We start from the raw sequence: 25,383 nt of genomic DNA, 5'->3' as shown, positions 1-25,383 counted from the left end.
TAATCTAACTATATGGAAACAACTACAATTATAATTATTATTTCTGCCCTTATCGTGGGACTCGCAATTGGATATGGAATTGCAAAAGTCCTCGAAAGGAATAACGCCTCCAAAGTGGTACAACGGGCCAAGAAATCGGCTGCGGGGATCCTGAAGGAAGCGAAGACCGAAGCAGAAAGCATCAAGAAGGATAAGATCCTGCAGGCCAAGGAAAAATTCATAGAACTTAAGGCTGAACACGAGAAGGTGATCCTTGGAAGGGATAAGAAGATAGGCGAGGCAGAGAAGAGAATACGCGATAAGGAATCCCAGGTATCAAGTGAAATAGCAAAGAACAAGAACCTTAATAAGGACCTGGAAGACAAGATCAAGGATTATGATAACAGGAATGAATATTTAGAGAAAAAACAACAGGAAGTAGACAAGCTTCATGCAAGTAAGGTGCAACAACTGGAAGTTATTTCTGGCCTTTCTGCAGAGGAGGCAAAATCACAACTTATAGAATCCCTTAAGGACACTGCAAAGGCAGATGCGATGTCTATGATCCAGGATACGGTTGAGGAAGCAAAATTAACTGCCCAGCAGGAGGCAAGGAAGGTGATCATCAATACGATACAACGTATAGGTACAGAAGAGGCCATAGATAACTGCGTTTCTGTTTTTAACCTTGAAAGCGATGATGTTAAAGGAAGGATCATTGGAAGGGAAGGAAGGAACATTAGAGCAATTGAGGCTGCTACCGGTGTGGAAATCATAGTAGATGACACCCCGAGGCCATCATTCTTTCCTGCTTTGACACGGTTCGTAGGGAAGTTGCGAGATTATCCCTGCATAAGCTAGTAACCGATGGAAGGATTCATCCTGCCAGGATTGAAGAAGTGGTTAAGAAGACCAGGAAACAAATCGATGAGGAGATCATAGATATAGGGAAACGTACTGTTATAGACTTAGGGATTCATGGTTTACATCCAGAATTGATAAAGACGGTGGGTAGAATGAAATACCGTTCTTCTTATGGGCAAAACCTGCTACAGCACTCAAGGGAAGTTGCAAAACTATGTGGTGTAATGGCGGCAGAACTTGGTTTAAACCCAAAACTGGCAAAAAGAGCAGGGTTGCTACACGATATAGGAAAAGTGCCGGATACAGAGACTGAAATGCCTCACGCGCTACTTGGTATGCAGTGGGCAGAGAAGTATGGTGAAAAACCTGAAGTATGCAATGCCATAGGGGCTCACCACGATGAGATTGAAATGAATTCCCTGTTATCTCCAATTGTACAGGTTTGTGACGCCATAAGCGGTGCAAGACCCGGTGCAAGAAGACAGGTGCTTGATTCCTACATTCAGCGACTTAAAGACCTGGAGGATATCGCCTTTGGATTTGGCGGGGTGAAGAAAGCCTATGCCATACAGGCTGGTAGGGAACTGCGGGTAATAGTGGAAAGTGAAAAGGTAACCGATGATAAGGCTGCAAACCTTTCTTTTGAAATTTCTCAAAAGATCCAGACAGATATGACCTATCCCGGCCAGGTTAAAGTAACAGTAATAAGGGAAACAAGAGCGGTTAACATAGCCAAGTAATCTTTTAGAATTTCACATCTGAATCCTTAACTAAACAGGCTTCAGAAATACTTAAAAAAGCCTTTGAATTGATCAAAGGCTTTTTTAGTATGTTATTTTTAAAGAACAAGAAACAAGAAACAAGAAGCAAGAAACAAGAAACAAGAAACAAGAAACAAGAAACAAGAAACAAGAGAAGAGAGAAGAGAGAAGAGAGAAAAGACGGGATGCATGTAACGCTAAATGCTGAATACTAAATTATATTAGATACTGAAACGAGTTCAGGATGATGTTACTGGGAATACTGCATAACTAAAAAAATATTAGTGCATTCGTGGCCCACACTCAATCCCAACTAAGAACCAGGAAACAAGAACCAGGAACCAGGAAAAAAGAGAAGGGATGTGTACGCGAAGCGCTGAACACTCAACGCCATTAGATCCTGAAAGGAGTTCAGGATGACGGTGCGAGTATAGGTTTTGGTAAAACAGAGTTTGAAAATACATTTTGCCTTCTACTAACGCTGCAGATAAAAATATTTGTCCTCATCATTCCCTCACTTTTTATTCACTAACAAATAGAAAACATTCGTGCATTCGTGGCTCACACCCAATCCAAACTAAGAACCAGGAAACAAGAACCAGAAACCAGGTAAAAAGAGAAGGAATGTGTACGCGAGGTGCTGAACATTTAACTCCATTAGATCCTGAAACAAGTTACCATTGACGTATTTTATTAGATATAATTCTATGGAATCTGGAAGAAACGGTGTCGAGGTTATCTTCATTTCATAAGACCACTCCTTCTTTTTTGCTGCAATCCTCTCCCTCTGGTCGTCGGTTGCAAGAAAAAGAAGCAAAAAAGTCTAGGCTTACGAAAGCTTATCTAAATTTATCATTCGGTGGCTAAATTTTAGGTACTCGCGGGAAAATGAATTCATGCGAGATTAATCCGTTGCGCTCAGACAGCCTAAAATTCTAACGCCCCACTCATTTCAAATTTTACGATAAACTTTCGTAGGCCGGGGAAAACGTCATCACCTCACGCTAATAAAAAAATTTTATTGGGGTCTCAGGATGACGAAACTGATGAGACAACCTACAACCGTAAACGGCAAACGGTAAACAGAAAACCCTCTAACGACTACTTCTCCCTATAATCATCTTCATCAAAAATATTGGAATAAGGATTGCCTTTTGTTACAAAAAACTCCCCGTTTACATAGCGAAAATGCTTGTCCAGTTGGGAGATCTCCTGCAAATCACTTTCATTGAGGTTGACTCCTGTACTTTCAATATTCTCCTGTATTCTTTCGGGATTCGTAGATTTAGGAATTACGGCAGTTCCTCTAATGAGGTGCCATTTTATTAATACCTGTCCGGGAGTTGCGCCGTGTCTTTTGGCGATTCCGGTAATCACCTTGTTCTCCAGCAGGGAAGGTTCGTTGGAAGCTTTCATGGCATCGGGCCGGTCACCACTGCCAAGTGGTGAATAGCCGGTGAGGTGTATATCATGTTTGCTGCAAAATTCCAGCAATTCATCCTGTTGAAGGTATGGATGGATCTCTACCTGGTTCATTTCAGGAATATCATTGGTTTCCTCCATAAGGTCCTCCAGTTTTGCTATACTAAAATTGGATACTCCTGTATGCTTTACCAAACCATGCTCCTTTGCCTTTAGCATCATATTCCAGGTCTCTATTATAAGTGCCTCTTCCAGGGAAAGATAATCATCATCCTTTTGAGGTGCGGCAACCTCTGGCTTAAATGCTACCGGCCAGTGAATTAGGTAGAGGTCGAGGTAATCTAATTGAAGATCTTTTAAAGTCTTCTTTAAAGCAGGGATCACATCTTCCTTTTTATGGGCATTATTCCACAGTTTGGAAGTGATCCACAAGTCCTCTCTTTTCACCTTACCCTCCTTAAAAACTTCTGCAAGGGCTTCTCCAATTTCAGCTTCGTTTCCATAAGTGGCCGCACAATCGATGTGCCTGTAGCCGCTTTGGACTGCCGCCTTTACGGCCTTACCAACTTCTCCTTTTCCAGATTTCCAGGTTCCCAGCCCAATTGCAGGCATTTCATCGCCGTTTCTAAAATTTAATGTCTTCATGCTTTTCTATTATTCTATTTTCCCTTAAGGTAAGGCACAGGAAGTATAATCTAAAGCAACCCGGCCCATTTAGCATGAATTTAATAATTGCTACGTGGATGATAATTGCTTATTACCTCGCGCAAATGACTTTTGTCCACGTGCATATAGATCTCGGTGGTGGTGATACTTTCGTGCCCCAGCATTTGTTGAATAGACCTTAGATCGGCCCCGTTTTCAAGAAGATGGGTTGCAAATGAGTGCCTGAAGGTGTGCGGACTTATATTCTTTTGAAGGTTTGCCACAAGCGCAAGGTTTTTAACGATGGTAAAGATCATAGCGCGGGTTAGCATTCTCCCGCGCCTGTTGAGAAAGACAATATCAGTAAAAGTGGGTTTTACCGGGACATTTCTACGGGTGTTTGAAACATATTCTTCAATATACTGTTGTGTTATTTCCCCAACCGGAACGAAGCGTTCTTTATTTCCCTTACCGGTAACCTTGATAAAACCTTCTTTAAAATAAAGATCACTTAACCTAAGATTGATCACTTCAGAAACCCTTAATCCGCAGCCGTAGAGGGTCTCTATGATCGCGCGGTTGCGTTCGCCTTCATTAGTTGAAAGGTCTATGGCTGCTATTAGCCTGTCAATTTCAGGAAGAGAAAGTGTATCTGGTAACTTTCTTCCTATTTTTGGGGATTCCACAAGTTCCATAGGGTTGGCATCCCTGTAACCTTCAAAAATCAGGTAGTTGAAAAAACTTTTTAATCCTGAAATTAAACGGGATTGTGAGCGGGCATTCAGCAATTTTGCAACCTCATAAATAAAATTTTGAAGGTCCTCTCTTTCAATTTTTGTAGGAGAAACGGCTACATCATTTTGTTCCAAATAGTTAATAAGTTTGGAAATGTCCAAGGAATAACTTTCAATAGAATTCGTTGAAAGGCCCCGCTCTATCTGCAGGTGCTCCTTAAAATCCTTTAGTGCTTGATACCAGTTCATTATATGAGTTATCAACAATCCTCTTTCCAGTATTAGTAATACTTTAGGCTTGTGTAAGTTTTTCTTAACAAATGTAAGCCTAAATTTGTCCCCGAACTTTAAAACAGAAAGATATGAAAAAGTCACTTTTATTAATTGCAATAGCATTGTTTGGTTTCACTACAATGCAGGCACAGGAATATGTAATGTTTGGAGCAAAAGGTGGTGTGAACTTCTCTACCTTCTCCGGTGATGGAGTGAATGCTTTTAACGATCCAGATGGCAGAACATCTTTTCATTTAGGGTTAATTGCAGAAATTCCATTAAGCGAACGATTTTCTATACAGCCCGAGGTACTGTATTCCGGGCAGGGGTATGACATTGCAGACAGGAATAATGCCAATGATATAGAATATCAATTGGATTATATTAATGTACCTGTAATTGCAAAAGTTTATCTTACAGAAGGATTGGCATTGGAAGCCGGTCCACAAGTAGGTTTCCTAGTAAATAGTGAAATCGATGGCAATCCTTCATCAACTAATGATGAATTTTCCGTTTCTCTGGATGAAGAGCAGTTTAATACAGTGGACTTTAGTGTGGCCCTTGGTGCTTCATATAAGTTTAGAGGAGGATTCTTCGTAAATGGACGTTATAATATTGGTTTAACTGATATTTATGATGACAGCTTTAGAAACAATATATTTTCTGGAGCAGATGCAAAACATTCTGTAATTCAAGCAGGAATTGGATTCATGTTCTAGATAAAGAATAACTAATCAACAACAAGGTGTAAGTGAGAACTTACACCTTTTTTGTTTCCGGCCCTTTCAAAGGCAATCAAATCCTTTTAATTTTATAATTATAAATCAGGAAAAATTCTATGATGATAAAAAGAATCTTTTTAATTTTTACATTATGCCTGTTGGGTTTACAGTTACAGGCGCAGGAATATTTTAAAGTTGGTTTAAAAGGCGGGGTTAATATTTCCGGCTTTGCAGGTAAGGATGCCATACAGGGTAACTTTAAAGACAGAAGCGATATTCATTTGGGAATATTAGGTGAGATTCTTGTGGCCCCCCAATTTGCCTTACAGCCTGAGATTATTTATTCCTCACAGGGAGCAAGGTCTTCTTCTCATGAGTTGGCTGAATTAAGGGGCCGGGAGGTCACTTTTAAAGTAGATTATATTTCCCTTCCCGTAATGCTGAAATATTTCATTGTGCCGGGACTAAGTATTGAAGCGGGGCCACGCTTTTCCTTTCTCATTGATTCCAAAGCCGAGGCGACGGGTAGTGAGAATGCTTCTACCCTTGATATTACCAATAAAACTGAAAAATTTGACCTGGGTGTGGCCGGCGGATTGGGCTATGAGCTTCCCCTGGGAATTTTTGTGCAGGCCAGATACCTAAGGGGTTTCAGCAATATTTATGAGGATGTTGATTACCGCAACTCACTCATACAATTGTCAATAGGATATAAATATTAGGTCACCTGCCCGATGGGTTTTCTTTAATACAGATTAAAAAGAGGTTAAAATATTGAATGCTAATGCATTATGTAGATTTTGAATTCAAAAATCCTTACATTTAAGTAGTCAACCAATTAAATAAGGAAAACATGAAAAAATTATTTATTACTCTGGTAGTGGTTATGATAGGTGTCACTTCTGCTTACAGTCAGGGGCATTTAAAGCTGGGAGTGAATGCCGGAATACCTGTTGGTGATGCTTCAGATTATTCTTTTCAATTGGGAGGTGATCTGGCATATATGTTCAATGCAATTCCAATCCTGGATATAGGCCCTATGGTAGGGTATTCCCACTTTTTTGGGGATGACGATTTTGACGATATGCAATTTCTCCCTGCAGCAGTTGCGGGAAGATTGAACTTTCCTGGAATTACAGTAGGACTTGACCTGGGGTATGCTGTAGGACTTAATGATGGCAATGACGGCGGATTTTATTACAGGCCTCAATTAGGGTTTAGAGTTTTAGGCCTTGGTTTGATCGCTTCTTATCAAGGTATAAGTATGGATCCCGGGAATATTTCCTCGGTAAATCTTGGAGTAGAATTTGGACTATGATCTTAACTGAGATGAACTGAACAAAAATTTTTAAACAACTCTTACTTCATTTTAATGCGGAAAAAAGCGGAGGCCATAACTTCCGCTTTTTTCCTGCGCCTTATTTAAATATCTTTAGCCTATGAAAATCATTATAATAAATGGCCCGAATCTTAATTTATTGGGAACCCGGGAGCCAGAAACATACGGTAATAAAAGCTTCGAGGATTATTTTGCCGACCTTCAATTCAAATTCAGGGAAGTGGAACTTTCTTATTTCCAAAGTAATATAGAAGGAGAACTTATAGATCAACTACAACAGGCAAATAAGGACTTTGACGGGATTATCCTCAATGCAGCCGCATATACTCACACTTCTGTGGGTATTGGGGACGCAATTAAAGCAATAGAAACCCCGGTGGTTGAAGTACATATATCCAATACCTTTTCCAGGGAAAGCTTTCGGCATACCTCTTACGTTTCACCCAATGCCAAAGGAGTGATCATTGGCTTCGGGTTGCAGAGTTATGATCTTGCCATACATAGTTTTATTGGAGAATAATGAAAAAAGCATATCTTAACTGGAGTAGTGGTAAGGATGCTGCTTTTGCTTTATACACCCTTCAGAAAAACCAGGCTGTCAAAGTTGAGAAACTCGTTACCACCATAAATAGGGAGATTGGGCGCATTTCAATGCATGGAGTAAGGCAGCAACTTCTTGAGATGCAGGCAAGGAGTATAGGGCTTCCTCTACATCAAATATTCCTGAAAGGAAATGTTTCTATGAGCACCTATAATCAAACCATGCAAGAGCAGGTAAAACTTTTGAAAAAGGAGGGATTTACTCATTCTGTCTTTGGAGATATTTTCCTGGAGGATCTTAAGGTTTACCGGGAGGAACAGCTTGAAAAAGAAGACATCACAGCAGTATTCCCGTTGTGGAAGCGAGATACCCGGCAACTTATGCAAGATTTTCTCGACGCCGGGTTTAAAGCGATTACGGTATGTGTAAATGCGAAATATCTGGATGAATCTTTCTGCGGAAGGATCATCGACCGGGAGTTTATTGATTCATTACCCGAAGGGGTAGATCCTTGCGGGGAAAATGGCGAATTTCACACGTTCGTCTATGATGGACCAATCTTCAAAGAGCCTGTCAAATTTGAAATAGGGGAGAAGGTGCAAAGAACTTATCAGTCTTCAGAAAAAGAAGATGATAATTGTTTTGCAGATAAGGAGAAAAGTTGGGATACCAGGTTTTGGTATTCTGATCTAATTCCTGTTTAAATCGAATTCTTTCAAAGCTCCTCAGAAAAATAATTTACAGCAAGAAAAATTGTCTTTCTAAGAAAACCTCACAGGTTGGAAAAAACCTGTGAAGTTTGTTCGAATTCCATTGGGTAAGGATCTCAATTGCGAGAAAGACCTACCAGGTTGAATTTTCCTGAAAACTTATTCCTCCTTTTATAGGTCAATCCTGCAAAGGAGAAACCTGGCAGGGCTAGAAAAAGAGACTACAAGCACCAACAATTTCCAAATTCCAAGCACCAAATTCCAAATTACAGGCACCAAGCACCAAATTCCAAATTCCAGGCACCAAATTCCCGAATTTAAAAATGGTACATAGAAAATAACCGAAAAACATTAGTGCATTCGTGGCTAAAAAAAAAACCAAACACCAAACACCAAACACCAAACACCAAACAATTAACCCTGAACACTAGTAGTACAGAGAGCAGAGAAAAGAGAACAAAGAACGGAAAACAGAAAACGGAAAACGGAAAACAGAAAAAAAATCCCCGCTAAAATGTTACTTCCAGCAGGGATAATTTTTTTTTGACTAAAGACTAAAGACTAAAGACTAAAGACTAAAGACTAAAGACTAAAGACTAACGACTAACGACTACAAGTGGATCACCTCGTCATAAGCGGCGGCTACAGCTTCCATCACCGCTTCACTCATAGTTGGGTGTGGGTGGATGGTTTTAAGGACTTCGTGCCCAGTAGTTTCAAGTTTTCTTCCAAGAACAGCCTCAGCGATCATATCTGTCACTCCGGCACCAATCATGTGGCAACCTAACCATTCTCCATATTTCGCGTCAAAGATCACTTTCACAAAACCATCTGGCGTTCCGGCAGCTTTTGCTTTTCCTGAAGCTGAGAATGGGAACTTTCCAATTTTCAATTCATAGCCTGCTTCTTTTGCCTGCTTTTCAGTCATTCCAACCGATGCTATTTCAGGAGTTGCATAGGTACATCCCGGGATATTACCGTAGTCGATTGGTTCCACGTGCATACCGGCGATCTTTTCTACACAGGTAATACCTTCAGCAGATGCAACGTGAGCAAGTGCAGGACCAGCAACAACATCACCAATGGCGTAAATGCCATCTACATTGGTCTGGTACCACTCGTTAACTACGATCTTATCCTTATCTGTCTTGATGCCCAGGTCTTCCAGGCCTATATTTTCAATGTTTGTTTTGATCCCAACAGCAGAAAGTACAATATCTGCCTCAAGGGTTTCTTCTCCTTTTTTGGTCTTCACCTTTGCCTTGATCTTTTTTCCGGAAGTGTCAACGCTCTCTACAGAGGAGTTTGTCATCACTTTTATTCCGGCTTTTTTCACACTGCGCTCAAATTGTTTTGAGATTTCCTCATCTTCAAGAGGCACAAGGTTTGGTAGGAATTCCACGACTGTAACATCTGTCCCCATCGCGTTATAAAAATGGGCAAATTCCACCCCAATAGCACCAGATCCTACAACGATCATAGATTCCGGCTGCTTATCAAGGGTCATAGCCTCGCGGTATCCTATTACTTTCTTACCATCCTGCTTTAGGCTTGGCAATTCACGGGAACGTGCACCTGTGGCGACAATTATGTGCTTGGCTTCGTACTCTGTAGTTTTATCATTCTTATCTGTTACCGCAATCTTTTTACCGGATTTTAATTTTCCGAAGCCTTCAATAACATCAATTTTATTTTTTTTCATAAGGAATTGAACCCCTTTGCTCATTCCATCTGCCACATTCCGGCTTCGCTTTATAACTGCACCAAAATCCTTATCGGCATTTTCAACTTTTAACCCATAATCGGCCGCATGGTTTAGGTAATCAAACACCTGGGCGCTTTTAAGAAGTGCTTTGGTTGGGATACAACCCCAGTTAAGACAAACACCTCCAAGGCTTTCCTTTTCAACCACGGCTGTTTTAAAACCTAATTGTGAAGCGCGAATGGCAGTAACATATCCACCGGGACCACTTCCTAAAACAATGATATCATATTTACTCATATTCGGAATTTTTTGTAACAGTTTAAGAAGATGCGAATTTAAGGAATAATAGGTTAAACTGAAAGTTTAATGAGGCAAGAGGTGGTATATATTTGAGAAAAAAGAGGCTTATCACCCGCAGGTAATAAGCCTCTTTTATATTTTGGTAAGAGAATGTGTGCTAGAAATTTGCTTTCTTAATGTCCATTTCCTGGATATCAAGGGATTTAAGTACAGCATCTATGTTTAATGTATCCATAGTTTCTGCGAATTCTGCAGGTACGATCACTACGCGAAACACCCTGTCATTCGTATAATCTGTATCCAGAGAGGCCAGATCTACTGTGCCATCTAAAAATATAAGTACATCAAAAAATGTAAAGTCAAAGTTATATTGCAAAGCTTCTCCATTGATATAATACGTTTGAGGAAGCATTCTAAAGACTTCCACGGGGGCACCATCTGCAGTACCGTCTTCGCCTGTCTTCATATAAACAAGAACTGCATCAGATTCAAAAACTTCTATATTCTCCTCATTGAAATCTAAAAGTAAAGAGTAATCATTGGCGGCGTTGAAGGTTCCAACGAGGTCAATAACTGTTCCTATTTCAGCATCACCGCCACCTGGTCCCGGAGGGCCTTGTGGTCCCGGAGGCCCGGGAGGTCCCTGTGGGCCATCGTTGCTACACGAGGTCAATGCGAAAACAGACATAAATAGTAAGGTGAAAATCTTTTTCATAATAATAAGTTTAGGTTATTTATTGAAATTTATACTGGCCGAATTCACGCAGTAGCGCTGGCCGGTATCTGTAGGGCCATCGTCAAAGACATGTCCCAGGTGGCTGCCACAATTGGCGCAAAGTATCTCTGTGCGTATCATTCCAAAAGTCTTGTCCTGGACATATTCTATGCTTCCTTCAATTGCTTCATCAAAACTGGGCCAGCCACAGCCGCTCTCAAATTTTGAATCGCTCTCAAATAGCTTTGTATTACAGGCTGCACATTTATATTCCCCTTCGTCAAAGTGAAGGTTATATTCTCCACTGTGGGGCGCCTCTGTACCTTTTTGGCGAAGGATACGATACCTGTCCTCGCCCAGTTGTTCTTTCCATTCAGCCTCAGACTTTTCTATATTATACTTTTTCATAAATCCTTTTTTGGTGGATAATTATTCCTTCGGAATAAAATTCATTGCAACGCCATTGATACAATGCCGCTTTCCTGTAGTCTCGCGTGGGCCGTCATCAAACACATGGCCCAGGTGGCCGCCACAATCGGCACAATGTACTTCATCCCGCTGGTATCCCAGTTTGGAATCGGCACCGTAAGCAACGCCTCCTTCAATTGGCCTGTCAAAGCTTGGCCAACCTGTACCGCTTTCAAATTTGTGTTTGGTTTCATAAAGCTCATTTCCGCAGCCGGCGCAAACGAATATTCCAGGGACATTAACGTCATTGAGTTTGCTGGAATGGGGCCTCTCGGTAGCAGCCTCACGCAAAACGGCGTACTCCTGTGGTGAAAGGATCTCTTTCCATTCGGCTTCGGTTTTTGAAACCTTATAATCTTTTGTTTTGGTTTCTGAATTCTGCTGGGCATTGCTGTTGCAGCTGGATGCTACAATAGCAATAATCAATATTATAATCTTTTTCATAGTTCATAAAAGTACAAAGATTATACCGCGATGAACGTTGTGATTTTGTTAATTACTTTTTGATCTCCCAGGATTTTGCGATGTCCCAGCCCTTCTGTTAAAAATAATTCGCCGTTCTTGAGCTTGTCCCTTATTTCATATGCCGAGCTAAAGTGGACATCCACATCGTTCTTATCATGGACCACCAGGGTTGGGATGTTCACACTTTCAGCAGAAAAAGCTCCGGAGAGATTATCCATATCCATCCCATATTTTTCGTCGAAATATGATTTCATTTTTCGTGCTACTTCTTCATTAAGTTTCATGTTCCTGGCAAATTCGTACGTAATATGTGTAACACTGTTTGCGGTACCAATTATTACCAGTTTTTCTAAAGCCAGTCCCTCTTTTGCTGCACGTAAAAGGGACATACCCCCAAGAGAATGGCCAATTGCAGCGTGAAAAGGCCCATGGGTGTTATCAAGATGGTGGATAGCTTCTATAAAGAACGGCATCATGCTCATTTTTCCCGGGGCCTTACCATGGCCCGGGGCATCAAAACTTACTACTTCATAATTCTCTTTTACCAGCGCAGCTGCCAGTTTCGGCATTTGAGTCCCCCTGCCGCTCCAGCCGTGAGCCAATAATACCTTCTTGCCCGCAGCAGGATCACCATAGCGATAAACCACGATCTCCCTATTTATACCGGGAACCTCCTCCACGATTTGCGAGGAATTCCTGTCCATCTCCTTTTCCCTTTCAGGTAGCTTGTATTTGTGAGGGGTCAAAAATAATTTCGCGGCAAACCGGCTTGCCAGGAAAGGTGAGATTGCGGTAAGGATCTTTCCGGCCACTAAAATATATTTAGGCGTTAAAAGCACCTGTACCGGGGTATTCTCTTTTTGCTTTTTAGTCATAATGTGCTGCAGAAAAAAGCGAAGTTAGGAATTTAAGAATAAAGCCATACGGGGCTGGGAACATTATTTCCTGCTGCTTTGGTATCATTTTTGAAATTGCTTTTATGTTAAAGCGAACTTAAACCCATAACCATACAGTGGGGTGTTTTGTACTTTTATCATATTAAAACCAAAAATTATGAGATTTAGAAATTTATTTATAGTCGTATTTACAGTCCTTGCGCTGGCAGGCTGTAAAACCAATCCTTTTACAGGGGAGAGGAACCTTAATTTTGTATCCAACGAGCAGTTGTTCCCCGCTGCCTTTGCGCAGTATGACCAATTTCTTGCTGAAAATGATGTGGTGACCGGTACAGCTGAGGCGAATACTATAAAAAATGTCGGCCAGAAGATAGTAACCGCGTCAGAACGTTACCTGAACGCTAACGGGTACCAGGGATACCTGAACGATTTTGCCTGGGAATTCAATCTCGTTAAAGATGAGGCTGTCAATGCCTGGGCTATGCCGGGTGGTAAAATAGTTTTTTACACAGGAATATTGCCAGTGGCACAGGACGAAACTGGAATTGCAGCGATCATGGCTCATGAGGTTGCCCACTCTCTTGCAGATCATGGTGCTCAACGAATGAGTGCAGGGCAGCTGCAACAATTAGTTGGTGTGGCCGGTAGTGTAGCGGTAAGCGGAAGAAGTGAGCAAACCCAGCAAATCTTCGCACAGGCCTACGGTTTAGGTTCTCAACTTGGAGTGATGCTTCCTTTTAGCAGAAGCCACGAGACAGAAGCTGATAGAATTGGACTTACTTTAATGGCTATTGCCGGTTATGAGCCTATGGAAGCTGCAGAGCTTTGGAAGAGAATGGCTGCACAAGCCGGAGGTCAGGGTCCACCAGAATTTCTTAGTACTCACCCTGCTTCTTCTACCAGGATTAACAACATCACGAAGTGGGCTCCGGAAGCTAAGGCAGAAGCCAGGAAATACGGGGTTACTTCCTTTAAATAAGATATAATTCAATAAATTATAAGAGAAGCTGTTCATTAAGAGCAGCTTTTTTTATTTTTAGCCAATGAAAGATCTCCCCAAAGGAAGTAAAAAGCTTCTTAATGCCTGGGCATTTTATGACTGGGCAAACTCTGTTTACAGCCTGGTAATTTCCAGCGCCATCTTCCCCATTTTTTACGGGGCAATAACAATCATTAAGGATGACCAGGGACGTATTCTTGACGATACCGTGCCCTTTATGGGGATCAATTTTAATAATGATTCCCTTATAAGTTATGTAACTGCCCTGGCATTTTTTGTAGTATCGATCATAAGTCCTATTCTCTCAGGGATTGCAGATTTCGTGGGCAATAAAAAATCCTTCCTTAAGTTCTTTTGCTATTTGGGGGCCGTCTCCTGTATAGGGTTGTACTGGTTTGACCTGGAATACCTGTGGTTTGGATTGCTTTGTTATTTTCTGGCCCTCATTGGTTTTTGGGCCAGCCTGGTATTCTATAATTCGTATTTGCCAGATATAGCTTTTAAAGAGCAACAGGATAGGATAAGTGCCAAAGGTTTTTCCCTGGGTTATATTGGCAGTGTGATCCTATTGGTGATTTGCCTGGTAATGATCCTTAATTATGAATTATTTGGGTTTGAGAATGAAGGAATTCCCACCAGACTCTCCTTTGTTTTGACAGGAATTTGGTGGATTGGCTTTAGTCAATACACCTATTATTATCTCCCTCAAGGTAATAAGGCCACAGGACTAACCCGCAATGTCGTTTTTAACGGCTACCGGGAGTTGCGATATATTTGGAGATCCCTGGGTAACAATTTACGCTTAAAGCGGTATCTATTGGCTTTCTTCACCTACAGTATGGCGGTACAAACAATTATGTTGATTGCGACTTATTTTGGAATAGAGGAGTTGGACTGGGGAGAACAAAATGCAACCACAGGATTAATAATTAGTATCCTACTTATACAGCTTGTTGCAGTGGCCGGAGCAACAGGGACATCGAAACTTGCCGGCAAAATAGGAAATGTTCCCACTCTCATTGGGCTCAATATATTTTGGATAGCTATTTGTGTATATGCTTATTATATAATGACCCCCAATCAATTTTACGTAGCTGCAGCCTGTGTTGGACTTATTATGGGTGGGATACAGGCATTATCACGTTCCACCTATTCAAAGATGTTACCACCTACAAAAGATACCGCCAGTTATTTTAGTTTTTACGATGTTTCAGAAAAAATTGGGATAGTGATAGGGATGCTTATGTATGGTATAGTGGCTCAGGTAACCGGCAGTGTGAGGGATGCGATCCTATTCCTTGTAGTCTTCTTTATTGCAGGGGTGGTATTGCTTTTAAGGGTTCCAAAAGAAAAAGGATAGAATAAAACCGAAGTTTTTATCCTACCCTTTTCAAAAATATGATAATATTAGTTTTTTGCGACCGTACCCGATCCTGAGGTTTTAAAATTCTGTTTTTGAGGATTGCCTTTATATCGAATATCTCCCGAACCTGAAACTTTTGCCTGCAGCTCGTCTTCGACAGAAATTTCAATATCTCCAGATCCGGTAACAGAAGCATTGGTAGTTTGCGTCCTTAGATCATAAGCAAGGAAGTCGCCAGATCCTGTTACAGTGCAGTCAAGATGCCTGGCTTTTCCTTTTAATTTCACGTCTCCGGAACCGGTTACGGTACCTTTAAGATCTTCCACATCAAGGTCAAGGTTCATGTTCCCAGAGCCGGTTACACTTACTTTAAAACTCCTGGCGCTTATCACATCACTCCCGCGAATATGCCCTGAACCTGTAAGGGTTACCGCATCAAGGTCTTCAAAAGGAACAACGATTTTAATTGGGTAATTCCTTGATGGCTGCAGGTTTATACCTTTTTCCACAGAGATCTTCAACGTTCCACCGCTAACTTCTGTTTCAATGTATTCCAGTAAATTGCTTTCCCCTTCAAGGTCAATTTTTCCTTCCTTTCCTGCCACGAGTTGCACATCCATCATACCTGTAACATTTATACGATCATAATCCTGGACGGTCCTTGATTGGTTAACAACCTCTTTATTTCCAGTGATCTTTTTTGAACTGTTCCACCACTGGGCCTGGGCAGATGTTATACTTAACAAAAGGCTGAATAAGAATACTAATTTTCTCATTTCTTTAATGGTTTTTGATTGATAAATTTATAGTTGTTGGAAGGATATACTTCCATAGCTGGAGGTGATAGTAATATTACCGTTACCTGAATTATTTAGGTGATAACCGGCATAACTTTTACTGGTATTACCCTGGTTTTGTTTATTGATCTCAAAATTATCCATTCCTTTTACATTGGCATAATTGGCGTTAATAGAAAACTGAAATGCATGTTCCCTGTCATAACCTATTTTAAGCCCGGTATAATCTGAATTTATTTTTACTTCCCCGGCACCTCGTATGACTTTTCCAATAGCAAGGCTGCCGTAGTCCATACTAAGATCTGCAGAGTGATGTATATCTCCAATCTTAGTACTTAGATAATCTCCGCTGCCTGCGATTCGTTTTACTTTATCTATTGTAAGGCTGCCATAATCGCAACTAAACTCCACAAGCTCTGCGCGTTTGATCTTTGAGTTGGTATAATCAGCATTGATCTTTAAAGTTTTAGCGTCATCTACAGTGAATTCAGAATAATCGGCATTTATCACTGCTTTATTGATATATCCAAAATGGCTGTTACGGGAGTAGTCGAAATTAAGCTGATTATTGCTTCCGTGAAGTTCCCTTATATCCATCCTGCCATAGTCACAATTTATTTTTGCATTTCCGGTCAATTTATCAATAAAGATATTTCCATAGTCATTGCTAAAGTCCACATTATTTGTTGCAGGAGCCCTTACTATATAATTTATCTCCATATTCACATTAGAGCTACCGCTAAATAAGGAACTCCACCAGGAACTGTTTTCCTTTGTAAACCGGGTCCTTGCGCTTACCCCCGATGTGGTTTGATTAAATTCAACATTGATCTCCTCCAGTTTTTCCCTTACCTTTTCTTCATCATTCCCATTGGTCTTTATAATAACCTCAATGGTCACCCGGTTTTGATCCCAGGTAGCAAGGTCTATGTTTCCATAGCTATTATTTATTTTTAGCAATGCATCTGGTGACACGTTGAATTCTTTGGAGATCTTTTTCTCTTTTGTGTGCCTGCCCTTCAATTCATCGGGCTGCGGTGAGTTGGTGCAAAACACCAGGCTGGGTGATAAAGCCAGGATAAATAGTAGTTTATATAATGTTGTTCTCATTGTTAGGGTTTTTAAGTTCTTTAATATTTTCTATGTGCGTTAAAACATTATTCAGGAGGTCAATTCGTTGTTGCAGGTTTGATACCATTGCGAAAATGACCCGTTTATCCTGCCCGCTGGTTTTAAGGTCTTTTTTCAATTTTTCATAATCATTGTCCAGCTTTTCCAGCTGTGCCAGGGCATCATTTACCAAAGCTTCAGTCTCAGGAGTTTTGGCTTCTTCAATTTTTGCCAGTTCGGTCGTGATAAGAGAAGTATAGAATTGGTGTGTTTCTTTCATCTCGGGGGATATACCGGCCAGGTCGGCAGAGTTGGTAAGGGAATAGGATCCCATCAGATTACCGCCAATTAGGATAATGAGCACCAGACCTGCAGCAACTGCAGCAATTGGGCTCCACAACATCCTTAGTTTCCCGCCGGGGGCAGGTTTTTTCTGTTTCTCTTTGAGCCTTTGCAGGAACCTGTCTTCGTGCCCGGAGGCAGGTTCAGCTACATCGAAGTCCAATCCTTCAAATAGCTCATCTATATCTTTATACTTCATATTCCAGTAATTTATTTCTAAGACTTTCTTTTGCCCTGGAGATAAGGGTCCTGCAATTGGCAGAGCTAATTTCCAGGATCTCGCAAATCTCCTCGTAATCATATCCTTCAATAAGGTGAAGATTTAGAGCTATTTGGTAACTTTCTTTTATGCCCTTCATAGCTTTTAATATCCTTTTTACCTTAGAATTAGTTTCTTCCTCCTTAATGTCTACCCCCTGGGCTTCTTCAGTTTCATATTTGAATTGGTCCTCATAGGATACATTTTGGAATTTAGATTGTTTATTAAAGGAAATAATACTCAAATTCACAGTGATCTTTTTTAACCAGGCTCCAAAAGTTGATTTTCCCTGGAAGCTGTTTATTTTTGAGAAGGCCTTTATAAATGCCTCCTGCATAACATCCTCAGCTTCGGCAGGATCTTTTACAATTCTTAGAGCAGTATTATACATGGCTTTATAATATTTATTATAAATTTCCATTTGTGCACGTTGGTCGCCTTGGCGACAGCGTACAACCAGTTCGTCAATATAAGTGATGGTTGGTGTCAAAAAATTAACTTAAGCTCTACTATAAAGATAGCCTTACCTTTGAATTGTTACAGTTTCATGAAATTTTTTTTTCATAATTGCCGATGGCATAGGAATTGAAATAATACCTTCAGCAAAAACCTTCAACTCACTGCCTTAGGTATATAAGAAAATAAGGAAGGTTTGAAAGAGAAATAAATAACCAACTGTAGTGACAGTTTGACCTAAAATATGATATGGCTAAATCTAAATTAATGAATCTTGACAGTTTGTCATTTCAGGGAATAGATGAAGATGCAGAATTAATTCCCCTAATGACTCCTGAAGATGAAGAAGAGATAAATAATGAGGATCTCCCCGAGATCCTGCCCATTTTGCCTTTACGAAATACCGTTCTTTTTCCCGGGGTTGTAATACCTATTACAGCCGGAAGGGATACTTCCATAAAGCTTATCAATGATGCCAATAACGGCACAAAGGTTATTGGAGTGGTTGCTCAAAAAGATGAAGAGGTTGAAAATCCTAAATCAAAAGATATTCACCGCACAGGGGTAGTTGCAAGGATACTTAGGGTTCTTAAGATGCCAGATGGTAATACTACTGTAATTATCCAGGGAAAAAAACGTTTTAAAATCGCCGATGTAATCTCTGAAAAGCCTTACCTCTCTGCTTCCATCAAAGAGGTGCCTGAGAAAAGACCAGAGGTAGATAATCCCGAGTTTAGTGCGATTATTGATTCTATTAAGGAACTTGCCCTGCAAATCATCAAAGGAAGCCCCAATATTCCAAGTGAAGCATCTTTTGCAATCAAGAATATTGAGAGTCCTTCCTTTCTAATAAATTTTGTTTCCTCTAATATGAATCTAAGTGTGGAGGAGAAACAAAAGTTACTGGAAACGAATGATCTTAAAGACCGGGCACTTTCTACCTTAAAATACATGAATGTTGAGTTCCAGAAGCTGGAATTGAAGAATGATATCCAGAGCAAGGTGCAAAGCGATATGAGCCAGCAGCAAAGGGAATATTTCCTTCACCAGCAAATGAAGACCATTCAGGAAGAACTTGGAGGGGTTTCCCATGAGGATGAGGTAGAGGAAATGCGATTGCGATCCAAGAAGAAGAAATGGGATGAGAAGGTAAAGAAGCATTTTAATAAGGAACTCTCCAAAATGCAGCGAATGAATCCGCAGGTGGCAGAGTATTCCATACAACGTAATTACCTGGATTTATTCCTGGACCTTCCCTGGAATGATTTCAGCAAAGATAAATTTGACTTAAAACGGGCCCAGCGTATCCTGGATAGAGACCATTACGGTCTGGAAGATGTGAAGAAAAGGATCATTGAATATCTGGCAGTTCTTAAATTGCGGAATGATATGAAATCTCCAATACTCTGCTTGTATGGACCTCCGGGGGTTGGGAAAACCTCCCTTGGTAAATCTGTTGCAGAGGCTCTTGGTCGGGAATATATAAGGATTTCTTTGGGAGGTTTGCGTGATGAGGCCGAGATTAGAGGGCACCGTAAGACCTATATAGGCGCAATGCCGGGAAGGATCATTCAGAGTTTGAAAAAAGCCGGAACAAGCAATCCTGTATTTGTACTTGATGAAATTGATAAGCTGGCGGCTGGAAACCAGGGGGACCCATCTTCAGCTTTACTGGAAGTACTGGACCCTGAACAAAATAACGAGTTCCACGATAATTTCCTTGAAATGGGATTTGACCTTTCAAAGGTGATGTTCATTGCTACAGCAAATAGTCTTAACACCATACAGCCTGCTCTTAGAGACAGGATGGAGATCATTAATGTTACTGGCTATACTATTGAAGAGAAAGTGGAAATTGCCAAACAACACCTGTTGCCAAAACAACTGAAGGAACACGGACTTACCAAAGAGAACCTTAAGATCGCCCGGCCGCAGCTGGAGAAGATCATTGAGGGTTATACCCGGGAATCTGGAGTACGAGGGCTTGAAAAGCAAATTGCGAAAGTAGTGCGTTACGCAGCCAAGAATATTGCAATGGAGGAGGAGTATAAGGTCAAGGTAAGTAATGATGATATTATTGAGATCCTTGGAAGCCCAAGGCTTGAACGGGACAAATATGAGAATAATGACGTCGCGGGAGTGGTAACCGGCCTTGCCTGGACACAGGTAGGAGGGGATATCCTCTTTATAGAATCAATTTTATCACAGGGTAAGGGAAATCTTAATATTACCGGGAACCTTGGGAAGGTGATGAAGGAGAGCGCCACCATTGCAATGGAGTATATCAAATCCAATGCAGATAAGTGGGGAATAGACCCCGAAGTATTCAATAAATATAATGTGCATATCCACGTGCCGGAAGGAGCAACCCCAAAGGATGGTCCCAGCGCAGGAATTACTATGCTTACTTCACTTGTTTCCTTATTTACACAACGTAAGGTAAAGAAGAGCATCGCAATGACCGGAGAGATCACCCTACGAGGAAAAGTCTTACCTGTTGGCGGGATAAAAGAGAAGATCCTTGCAGCAAAAAGGGCAAGTATAAAAGAGATCATCCTTTGCAAGGATAATGAAAGAGATATTAAGGAGATCAAAGAGGAATATCTAAAAGGCCTTACTTTCCATTATGTTAAGGAGATGAGCGAAGTGATAGATATGGCTCTAACAGATGAAAAGGTTTACAATGCGAAAACGCTTTAATAAGCGTTAATAAAATATATTTGAGGGCATCCTGCGTAAGATAAGCTTGCGCAGGATGTTTTATTTTAAAGGAGTATTTAAGATCCTTATGAATTCGCTGAAAGAATTCTTTGAAATAGTCCATTGTGGTGGTGATATATCTCCCCACACTTCAGGTGAATCAGTATAATTAAAATAAGAGATCCCTCTAATCCTGGGATGTTGTTTAATAATGTATGCAGCCTCTCTAAGCCAATGAGTTTGAAACTCTTCCTCTCCTTTTACTCCAAATTCTGTGATAAAAATAGGTTTATCAATTAACCTGAACCGAAACATTTTTCTATTTAGAATTTTTGAGAAAGATTCTTGTTTATTGGGATCTGAAATATTTTTATCTGGCAATCCATATATTGCAATACTTATAAAATCAACTACGTCATTACCCGGCCACCAGTCGAGAGACCCACGATCTCCGGCAGGTCCCCATATTTTATATATATTAAGGTCTTTACCATGATCGTATTGCATAAAATATCTAAATGCTTCAATATATAACAAAGGATCTGCACTCTGCCAGGGATACCTTGTTATGGGAATTTCCATTTCGTGTGCAAAACGCAAATATATATTTCTATTCGTTGCAGGTATGGATTGGTAGAATTTTTCAATATACTTATCCAATTCGCCGTTTTTTATGCGGTTGAGAATATTTTTATCCTTTTCCTCATTCCACCAGGCGGGTTCTACAGAAATTATAAGGTCATGATTCCTGGCAATAACCTCTTCCATATCCCTAATATATGATCCACTTTCTATTTGTTTAAAACTTATAAATAAATGCTCAGTATTAACAGCATTTTCATGTACCAATTCTCCTTGTGGATCATAAAGTCCTATTTTTAAATTGTCCAGATCTCCTTCCCACTGGGAAGAAGGCCTTTTGAAGTTTTCGGTCGAATAAATAATATCCCTGTTTTCCTGAATCTTCTTTATAGCGACCTTGATAAGTTCGTCGTGGTGCGAGGAGTCACCTGCATTGTCAGAAGTTATTATTAATATAGGTTTATTGATGAAGCGCAAGCGATGTAACTTTCTTGTGATTTGGGAGCCCAGGTCCTTATGTTCCTTTGTTTTTAGGTGGTTCTCAGCCTTACTGTTGAGAGTAATGCTGGCGAAATCTACCACATCGTCCCCGGGATAATTTTCCAGGGCTCCAGCGAATCCTGCCGGTGAATAAACCATTTTCACTTCCGGATTTATTTCTTTCAGGATTTGAGCAAATTCTCTGAAGGCGGCAATATATGGTAAGGGCCTGTTATTCCAGGGATAGAGGTTGACCGGTACTTCCATTTCAGGATTCCATCGAATATAAATGTTCTTACGATTAGTGATAACCAGACTAAAAAATTGCTTTACATTCTTATTATTTCTCCCTTCTGAAGTTTTTGTCAACCCCCTTGGATCCCACATTTCTACAGTAAGCATTACTGGTATGGTATCATGTAAATTCTGAATATGGTTGCTGTCAATACGCCAGTTATCGTCATCATTAAGACGAATAGTATAATGGGTGATCTTTTTAACTTTACGTATGTCAATTTTTTCCTCCCGGTCATAAACACCCAAAACAGCTTCCTGAAATCTTTCTTCCATTTTAGATTTCATGAAAAGTATATTGATCCTATGAGGATAGGTCTTTATAATATAGTATCCGAAAAGGGTTGCAGCCAGGACCATAATGGTGGCCAGTATTTTCTTCATCATTCAATATCTATGATTCCTATAAAAATAGAATAATATTTAAATAACCTTTATGTCTGTTTTTGAAGAGATTTCTGTAAACCCTTCCTTAGTTAATCAAATCGTCTTTAATAGTATCCTAAAATTATCCCAGCCGGTATGAATTCATTATTTTTGCACCTTTATAAAATGAAACAGGAATGAATAAAAGGATCACGATAGCAATAGACGGATTTTCATCTACAGGAAAAAGCACTGTTGCCAAACAACTCGCCAGGGAATTGGGTTATGTATATGTAGATACCGGGGCGATGTATAGAGCAGTTTCTTTTTATGCTATGAGGAATGATCTTATCACGCCAACCTCTTTTGATAAAGAGGGACTGGTAGCAAAGCTTGATAATATACAATTAAAGTTCATCTTCGATCCCGATCTTGGTTATGCGGCAATTTACCTGAATGATGAAAATATTGAAGATGAAATAAGGACCCTCGAAGTTTCAAATTATGTAAGCAAGGTAGCGGCAGTATCACAGGTACGGGAAAAACTTGTTTCCCAGCAACAGTTAATGGGGAAGGAAAAAGGAGTGGTAATGGATGGCCGTGACATAGGCACCGTTGTATTCCCTCATGCCGAACTTAAACTTTTCATGACGGCTACTTCCAAAGAGCGTGCTCAACGCAGGTATAAAGAGTTAATTGAAAAAGGGCAGGAGGTTAATTATGAAGAGGTGCTTAAAAATGTGGAGGAGCGGGACCACCTGGACACCACCCGCGAGGATTCCCCGCTGGTAAAGGCGCAGGATGCCATTGAAATAGATAATTCCTCCTTGAGTATAGAGGAACAGTTTGAGAAAATATTGAAACTTTCCCTGGATAAAATTGCTGAGGTAAATTCTGCTGAATAATCTGCAATCAATTTACTTTCAGTATTTTGATAATCAAAAAATTTAATTGTATTTTTGCACTCCTTTTCGGCAAAATAATGGAAAAAAGAAAAGGGCTGAAAATCAAAACAATAATCACTTCTGTGTTTTTTATTGCCTTAGTTTTTTCCGAAGAGACACAGGATACAAATAATTAATCAGCAATGGCTGAAGAAAACAAAAATCAGGAAGTTCAGGATTCTCAGACTCCGGAAGTTCAGGACGTAGCAGGACTGGATACTGCGTCACAACCAGAAGCGGCAGACCAGCAGCAAGATCCCGAGAAATTTTTAGCAGACTTTAACTGGCACAACTACGAAGAAGGTATTGATCCTGTAGATGATACCAAGTTAGAGGAATTTGAGAAACTGGTTTCAGAGAATTTCGTTGACACTTTGGATGATGAGGTTACAACAGGAAAAGTAATTAATATTACAGATCGTGATGCAATCATTGACATTAATGCAAAGAGTGAAGGTGTTATCTCCCTGAACGAATTCCGTTACAACCCGGACCTTAAAGTAGGTGATGAGGTAGAAGTATTAATTGATGTGCGTGAAGATGCAACAGGTCAATTGATCCTTTCTCACCGTAAGGCCCGTGTTATCATGGCATGGGATCGTGTGAACAAAGCTCACGATGAAAGCCTTATTGTAAACGGTTTTGTGAAGTGTCGTACCAAAGGTGGTATGATCGTAGACGTATTTGGAATTGAGGCATTCCTGCCTGGATCTCAAATAGACGTGAAACCAATTCGCGATTACGATGCTTACGTAGGAAAAACAATGGAATTCAAAGTTGTGAAGATCAACCACGAATTTAAGAACGTTGTTGTATCTCACAAAGCCCTTATCGAGGCAGATATTGAAGAGCAGAAGAAAGAGATCATTGGACAGCTTGAAAAAGGTCAGGTACTTGAAGGTACTGTTAAAAACATTACTTCTTACGGAGTATTCGTTGACCTTGGTGGCGTAGATGGACTTATCCATATTACAGACCTTAGCTGGTCACGTATCAACCATCCAAATGAGATAGTTGAACTGGATCAAAAACTTAATGTTGTAATTCTTGACTTTGATGAAGCTAAGACAATAATTCAATTAGGTCTTAAGCAATTACATAAGCACCCATGGGAAGCTCTTGATGAGAACCTTGCAGTAGGTGACAAAGTAAAAGGTAAAGTAGTTGTTATAGCAGACTACGGTGCATTTATTGAAGTTGCTGAAGGTGTTGAAGGTCTTATCCACGTTTCTGAAATGTCCTGGAGTACGCACCTGCGTTCAGCTCAGGATTTCGTGAAAGTAGGGGATGAGGTTGAAGCTCAAATCCTTACTTTAGATCGTGATGACCGTAAGATGTCACTTGGTATTAAGCAATTAACTCCAGACCCATGGACAGATATTACTTCCAAGTATCCTGTAGGTTCAAGACATACAGGTATCGTACGTAACTTCACCAACTTTGGTGTGTTCGTAGAACTTGAAGAAGGAATTGACGGTCTTATTTACATTTCAGATCTTTCATGGACCAAGAAGATCAAGCATCCAAGTGAATTCACCAATGTAGGTGATAAGCTTGAGGTTGTTGTTCTTGAACTTGATGTTGATGGACGTAAATTAAGCCTTGGACACAAGCAAACTGAGTCTAACCCGTGGGATAAATACGAAACTGAATTTGCTGTAGGTACTACACATACTGCTGCAATTACAGAGATCGTTGACAAAGGTGCAACTATAGACTTTAACGAGGATATTACTGCATTTATTCCTACCCGTCACCTTGAAAAAGAAGATGGTAGCAAGCTTAAGCAAGGAGAAACTGCAGAGTTCCAGATCATTGAATTCAATAAGGAATTCAAGAGAGTGGTAGCTTCTCATACAGCTATCCACAAGGAAGAAGAGCAGCAAATAGTGAAGCAGGCAGCTAAAAAAGCTGCAGCACAGAACAATGAGAAAACAACCATTGGTGATGTGAATGCAGAGCTACAAGCCCTTAAAGATAAAATGGAAGGAAAGTAATTTCCAATCTGTTTTCTTAAATATGAAGCCTCCCCGGGAAACCGGGGAGGTTTTTTTATGTCCCGACATATTTGAAATTACTACAAGATAAATTTAATGAGACAGAGTAAGGAGATTTTAGCAGGTAAGTATTCCAAAAAAATCTTACTTTTGA

General features: G+C 40.3%; 22 protein-coding genes and 1 pseudogene. 11 read left to right on the top strand and 12 right to left on the bottom strand.

Going from position 1 to position 25,383, the window contains the following annotated elements:
* Positions 1-12: 12 nt before the first annotated feature.
* A pseudogene (gene rny, locus FHG64_RS02245) lies at positions 13-1,583 on the top strand (ribonuclease Y).
* A 1,122-nt stretch (positions 1,584-2,705) separates the two neighbouring features.
* On the opposite strand, the gene FHG64_RS02240 reads toward rny, so the two are convergent.
* Positions 2,706-3,671, bottom strand: coding sequence for an aldo/keto reductase (locus FHG64_RS02240; protein ID WP_139064886.1), 966 nt, complete (start codon positions 3,669-3,671; stop codon positions 2,706-2,708).
* Between the two features lie 80 nt (positions 3,672-3,751).
* Positions 3,752-4,654, bottom strand: a complete 903-nt coding sequence (gene xerD / locus FHG64_RS02235; protein ID WP_139064885.1) for a site-specific tyrosine recombinase XerD — start codon at positions 4,652-4,654, stop codon at positions 3,752-3,754.
* 113 nt (positions 4,655-4,767) lie between these two features.
* Here xerD and FHG64_RS02230 point away from each other — a divergent pair, with 113 nt between their 5' ends.
* From FHG64_RS02230 to FHG64_RS02210, 5 genes are all read left to right on the top strand, one after another.
* The gene (locus FHG64_RS02230) at positions 4,768-5,397 is read left to right on the top strand and encodes a porin family protein (RefSeq protein WP_139064884.1); all 630 of its coding nucleotides are present in this window, start codon (positions 4,768-4,770) and stop codon (positions 5,395-5,397) included.
* A gap of 119 nt (positions 5,398-5,516) precedes the next feature.
* A complete protein-coding gene (locus FHG64_RS02225; RefSeq protein WP_139064883.1) occupies positions 5,517-6,122 on the top strand; it encodes a porin family protein in 606 nt (201 codons plus the stop codon).
* A 131-nt stretch (positions 6,123-6,253) separates the two neighbouring features.
* On the top strand, positions 6,254-6,718 hold the full coding sequence (locus FHG64_RS02220; protein WP_139064882.1) for a hypothetical protein: 465 nt from the start codon (positions 6,254-6,256) through the stop codon (positions 6,716-6,718).
* Between the two features lie 121 nt (positions 6,719-6,839).
* Positions 6,840-7,259 carry a type II 3-dehydroquinate dehydratase gene (gene aroQ / locus FHG64_RS02215; RefSeq protein WP_139064881.1) on the top strand — a complete coding sequence of 140 codons (420 nt, stop codon included), beginning with the start codon at positions 6,840-6,842 and terminating at the stop codon, positions 7,257-7,259.
* On the top strand, positions 7,259-7,984 hold the full coding sequence (locus FHG64_RS02210; RefSeq protein WP_139064880.1) for a Dph6-related ATP pyrophosphatase: 726 nt from the start codon (positions 7,259-7,261) through the stop codon (positions 7,982-7,984). Before aroQ ends, FHG64_RS02210 begins: the two co-directional genes overlap by 1 nt.
* 616 nt (positions 7,985-8,600) lie before the next feature.
* Here the strand turns inward: FHG64_RS02210 and lpdA are convergent.
* From lpdA to FHG64_RS02185, 5 genes are all read right to left on the bottom strand, one after another.
* On the bottom strand, positions 8,601-9,992 hold the full coding sequence (gene lpdA / locus FHG64_RS02205) for a dihydrolipoyl dehydrogenase (protein ID WP_139064879.1): 1,392 nt from the start codon (positions 9,990-9,992) through the stop codon (positions 8,601-8,603).
* A 160-nt stretch (positions 9,993-10,152) separates the two neighbouring features.
* Positions 10,153-10,710: a collagen-like protein gene (locus FHG64_RS02200; protein WP_139064878.1), complete on the bottom strand. Its 558-nt coding sequence runs from the start codon at positions 10,708-10,710 to the stop codon at positions 10,153-10,155.
* 15 nt (positions 10,711-10,725) lie between these two features.
* Entirely contained in the window at positions 10,726-11,118 is a 393-nt protein-coding gene (gene msrB / locus FHG64_RS02195; protein ID WP_139064877.1) for a peptide-methionine (R)-S-oxide reductase MsrB, read from the bottom strand.
* A gap of 21 nt (positions 11,119-11,139) precedes the next feature.
* Complete coding sequence (msrB, locus tag FHG64_RS02190) at positions 11,140-11,622, bottom strand: peptide-methionine (R)-S-oxide reductase MsrB (RefSeq protein ID WP_139064876.1); 483 nt, start codon at positions 11,620-11,622, stop codon at positions 11,140-11,142.
* A gap of 20 nt (positions 11,623-11,642) precedes the next feature.
* Positions 11,643-12,518 (bottom strand): alpha/beta hydrolase, encoded by an 876-nt coding sequence (locus FHG64_RS02185; protein WP_139064875.1) that lies wholly within the window; start codon positions 12,516-12,518, stop codon positions 11,643-11,645.
* A 178-nt stretch (positions 12,519-12,696) separates the two neighbouring features.
* Here FHG64_RS02185 and FHG64_RS02180 point away from each other — a divergent pair, with 178 nt between their 5' ends.
* Both FHG64_RS02180 and FHG64_RS02175 read left to right on the top strand, forming a co-directional pair.
* Positions 12,697-13,518, top strand: a complete 822-nt coding sequence (locus tag FHG64_RS02180; RefSeq protein WP_139064874.1) for a M48 family metallopeptidase — start codon at positions 12,697-12,699, stop codon at positions 13,516-13,518.
* A 64-nt stretch (positions 13,519-13,582) separates the two neighbouring features.
* The gene (locus tag FHG64_RS02175; protein WP_139064873.1) at positions 13,583-14,899 is read left to right on the top strand and encodes an MFS transporter; all 1,317 of its coding nucleotides are present in this window, start codon (positions 13,583-13,585) and stop codon (positions 14,897-14,899) included.
* Positions 14,900-14,946: 47 nt separating this feature from the next.
* On the opposite strand, the gene FHG64_RS02170 is transcribed toward FHG64_RS02175, so the two are convergent.
* From FHG64_RS02170 to FHG64_RS02155, 4 genes are read right to left on the bottom strand one after another with little or no spacing between them, the layout of a single operon-like run.
* Complete coding sequence (locus tag FHG64_RS02170) at positions 14,947-15,678, bottom strand: head GIN domain-containing protein (protein ID WP_139064872.1); 732 nt, start codon at positions 15,676-15,678, stop codon at positions 14,947-14,949.
* Between the two features lie 27 nt (positions 15,679-15,705).
* Positions 15,706-16,809, bottom strand: coding sequence for a DUF4097 domain-containing protein (locus FHG64_RS02165; RefSeq protein WP_139064871.1), 1,104 nt, complete (start codon positions 16,807-16,809; stop codon positions 15,706-15,708).
* Positions 16,790-17,350 (bottom strand): DUF4179 domain-containing protein, encoded by a 561-nt coding sequence (locus FHG64_RS02160; RefSeq protein ID WP_139064870.1) that lies wholly within the window; start codon positions 17,348-17,350, stop codon positions 16,790-16,792. The genes FHG64_RS02165 and FHG64_RS02160 overlap by 20 nt, the downstream gene beginning before the upstream one ends.
* On the bottom strand, positions 17,340-17,900 hold the full coding sequence (locus tag FHG64_RS02155; RefSeq protein WP_139064869.1) for an RNA polymerase sigma factor: 561 nt from the start codon (positions 17,898-17,900) through the stop codon (positions 17,340-17,342). Before FHG64_RS02155 ends, FHG64_RS02160 begins: the two co-directional genes overlap by 11 nt.
* Positions 17,901-18,115: 215 nt before the next feature.
* On the opposite strand from FHG64_RS02155, the gene lon reads away from it, so the two are divergent.
* A complete protein-coding gene (gene lon / locus FHG64_RS02150; protein ID WP_139064868.1) occupies positions 18,116-20,566 on the top strand; it encodes an endopeptidase La in 2,451 nt (816 codons plus the stop codon).
* 60 nt (positions 20,567-20,626) lie between these two features.
* Here the strand turns inward: lon and FHG64_RS02145 are convergent, their stop codons facing one another.
* Entirely contained in the window at positions 20,627-22,309 is a 1,683-nt protein-coding gene (locus FHG64_RS02145; RefSeq protein WP_139064867.1) for a glycoside hydrolase family 26 protein, read from the bottom strand.
* Between the two features lie 176 nt (positions 22,310-22,485).
* Here FHG64_RS02145 and cmk point away from each other — a divergent pair, with 176 nt between their 5' ends.
* Both cmk and rpsA read left to right on the top strand, forming a co-directional pair.
* Positions 22,486-23,193 (top strand): (d)CMP kinase, encoded by a 708-nt coding sequence (cmk, locus tag FHG64_RS02140; protein ID WP_139064866.1) that lies wholly within the window; start codon positions 22,486-22,488, stop codon positions 23,191-23,193.
* Positions 23,194-23,375: 182 nt separating this feature from the next.
* On the top strand, positions 23,376-25,229 hold the full coding sequence (gene rpsA / locus FHG64_RS02135) for a 30S ribosomal protein S1 (RefSeq protein WP_139064865.1): 1,854 nt from the start codon (positions 23,376-23,378) through the stop codon (positions 25,227-25,229).
* The last annotated feature ends 154 nt before the right edge of the window (positions 25,230-25,383 follow it).

It is taken from the genome of Antarcticibacterium flavum (assembly GCF_006159205.1).
Taxonomy (GTDB): Bacteria; Bacteroidota; Bacteroidia; order Flavobacteriales; family Flavobacteriaceae; genus Gillisia; species Gillisia flava.
The sequence above is the reverse complement of the archived record's forward strand: the minus strand, read 5'-3'. Positions and strand labels throughout refer to the sequence as shown.

Coding starts and splice junctions, on each gene's coding strand:
- FHG64_RS02225 (WP_139064883.1), top strand. CDS start 5,517: ATGATGATAAAAAGAATCTTTTTAATTTTTACATTATGCCTGTTGGGT.
- aroQ (WP_139064881.1), top strand. CDS start 6,840: ATGAAAATCATTATAATAAATGGCCCGAATCTTAATTTATTGGGAACC.
- FHG64_RS02165 (WP_139064871.1), bottom strand. CDS start 16,809: ATGAGAACAACATTATATAAACTACTATTTATCCTGGCTTTATCACCC.
- FHG64_RS02170 (WP_139064872.1), bottom strand. CDS start 15,678: ATGAGAAAATTAGTATTCTTATTCAGCCTTTTGTTAAGTATAACATCT.
- FHG64_RS02180 (WP_139064874.1), top strand. CDS start 12,697: ATGAGATTTAGAAATTTATTTATAGTCGTATTTACAGTCCTTGCGCTG.
- FHG64_RS02210 (WP_139064880.1), top strand. CDS start 7,259: ATGAAAAAAGCATATCTTAACTGGAGTAGTGGTAAGGATGCTGCTTTT.
- xerD (WP_139064885.1), bottom strand. CDS start 4,654: ATGAACTGGTATCAAGCACTAAAGGATTTTAAGGAGCACCTGCAGATA.
- FHG64_RS02220 (WP_139064882.1), top strand. CDS start 6,254: ATGAAAAAATTATTTATTACTCTGGTAGTGGTTATGATAGGTGTCACT.
- FHG64_RS02200 (WP_139064878.1), bottom strand. CDS start 10,710: ATGAAAAAGATTTTCACCTTACTATTTATGTCTGTTTTCGCATTGACC.
- FHG64_RS02160 (WP_139064870.1), bottom strand. CDS start 17,350: ATGAAGTATAAAGATATAGATGAGCTATTTGAAGGATTGGACTTCGAT.
- FHG64_RS02230 (WP_139064884.1), top strand. CDS start 4,768: ATGAAAAAGTCACTTTTATTAATTGCAATAGCATTGTTTGGTTTCACT.
- msrB (WP_139064876.1), bottom strand. CDS start 11,622: ATGAAAAAGATTATAATATTGATTATTGCTATTGTAGCATCCAGCTGC.
- FHG64_RS02175 (WP_139064873.1), top strand. CDS start 13,583: ATGAAAGATCTCCCCAAAGGAAGTAAAAAGCTTCTTAATGCCTGGGCA.
- lpdA (WP_139064879.1), bottom strand. CDS start 9,992: ATGAGTAAATATGATATCATTGTTTTAGGAAGTGGTCCCGGTGGATAT.
- lon (WP_139064868.1), top strand. CDS start 18,116: ATGGCTAAATCTAAATTAATGAATCTTGACAGTTTGTCATTTCAGGGA.
- msrB (WP_139064877.1), bottom strand. CDS start 11,118: ATGAAAAAGTATAATATAGAAAAGTCTGAGGCTGAATGGAAAGAACAA.
- FHG64_RS02145 (WP_139064867.1), bottom strand. CDS start 22,309: ATGATGAAGAAAATACTGGCCACCATTATGGTCCTGGCTGCAACCCTT.
- cmk (WP_139064866.1), top strand. CDS start 22,486: ATGAATAAAAGGATCACGATAGCAATAGACGGATTTTCATCTACAGGA.
- FHG64_RS02240 (WP_139064886.1), bottom strand. CDS start 3,671: ATGAAGACATTAAATTTTAGAAACGGCGATGAAATGCCTGCAATTGGG.
- rpsA (WP_139064865.1), top strand. CDS start 23,376: ATGGCTGAAGAAAACAAAAATCAGGAAGTTCAGGATTCTCAGACTCCG.
- FHG64_RS02185 (WP_139064875.1), bottom strand. CDS start 12,518: ATGACTAAAAAGCAAAAAGAGAATACCCCGGTACAGGTGCTTTTAACG.